At 40.7% G+C, this 1,030-nt stretch carries 1 protein-coding gene and 1 pseudogene; one reads left to right on the plus strand and one right to left on the minus strand.

Annotated features, from left to right (window positions below; translation table 11 throughout):
• A pseudogene (locus PseudUWO310_RS22570) lies at positions 1-281 on the plus strand (IS1634 family transposase); the annotation flags it as partial.
• 111 nt (positions 282-392) lie between these two features.
• Here PseudUWO310_RS22570 and PseudUWO310_RS22575 read toward each other — a convergent pair.
• A complete protein-coding gene (locus PseudUWO310_RS22575; protein ID WP_143190602.1) occupies positions 393-956 on the minus strand; it encodes a transposase in 564 nt (187 codons plus the stop codon).
• Positions 957-1,030: the final 74 nt, after the last annotated feature.

The following is a 1,030-nucleotide window of genomic DNA, read 5'->3' on the forward strand; positions in this document are numbered from 1 at the left end:
TGGGCATGATTATGGTGCTTTGCTTGCTCGTTTATAATTTAGCCCAACGACAACTCAGACTTGCCTTAGCTATCGCTCAGGATACTATTCCTAATCAATTGGGTAAACCCACTAATTCGCCAACTTTGCGTTGGGTCTTTCAATGTTTTATGGCGGTTCATTTAGTTTCTTTTCAGGGAATCACCCAAGTTGTTAATTTGTCTCCTCTTCGCCTTCATATTTTGAAATTCTTTTCTTCAGCCTGCCAACGCTACTATCTCCTCCCTGCGCCTCTTTCATAATTGTTTTTCCACTTCCATTACGAGCGGAATGTGGGATCTAACATTGAGGAAACAAAATGGAAAATCAATTAATTGTAAGAGATCTCAGATCTTGCACCATTCTTGAAAGTGTTAAGTGGGAATGGGTTTAAGAATAATTTCAAAGCCATGACGAGCAGCAATATCGGCACTAATTTGAAGATACCTAAGAAGTCTCAACCAAAGGACAGAAGGGAATAAAACAGAAAGAGTTAAATCACAGGTAGCTTTCCAGTCCAAGATGGGAGGAATTGACCATTGATCAATCCAATGAGCCAAAAGATAAGCAAGCAGGGAGAGGATAAGCCAACGATAAACACCAAGTTTTGTCGATTGCCCAAAACAATGCAAACCAAAGCGATGCTTGATGGTTTTGAAGAAACCCTCAATTGCCCAACGCTTACGCCCCAACATCACCAAATAAGCACCAGAATAAGGATGGGAAGAGAGTACAAAGCGTAACTCACGGTTACTACCAGCTCTTTTGAGCCAGAACCAAGAAATCGTCAAAGGCTGAGTTAGCCCTTCTAGAAAAACTTGTTGTCCACGTTTGCCATGACGATAAAGTTGTTTGACGGTACGTCCATCTTGAAGATGACGATTGTTGAGAGTGTAGAGTATTTTGTGTAAAGTCTGGGATATATACAGAGAGACAATCTAGACACACAACTACTAACACCAAAACAGATGAATATACGCAAAGAACTGCTCGATGAATTGTTGCAAGAATG

The sequence above is a fragment of the Pseudanabaena sp. UWO310 genome, from assembly GCF_006861605.1.
GTDB lineage: Bacteria > Cyanobacteriota > Cyanobacteriia > Pseudanabaenales > Pseudanabaenaceae > Pseudanabaena.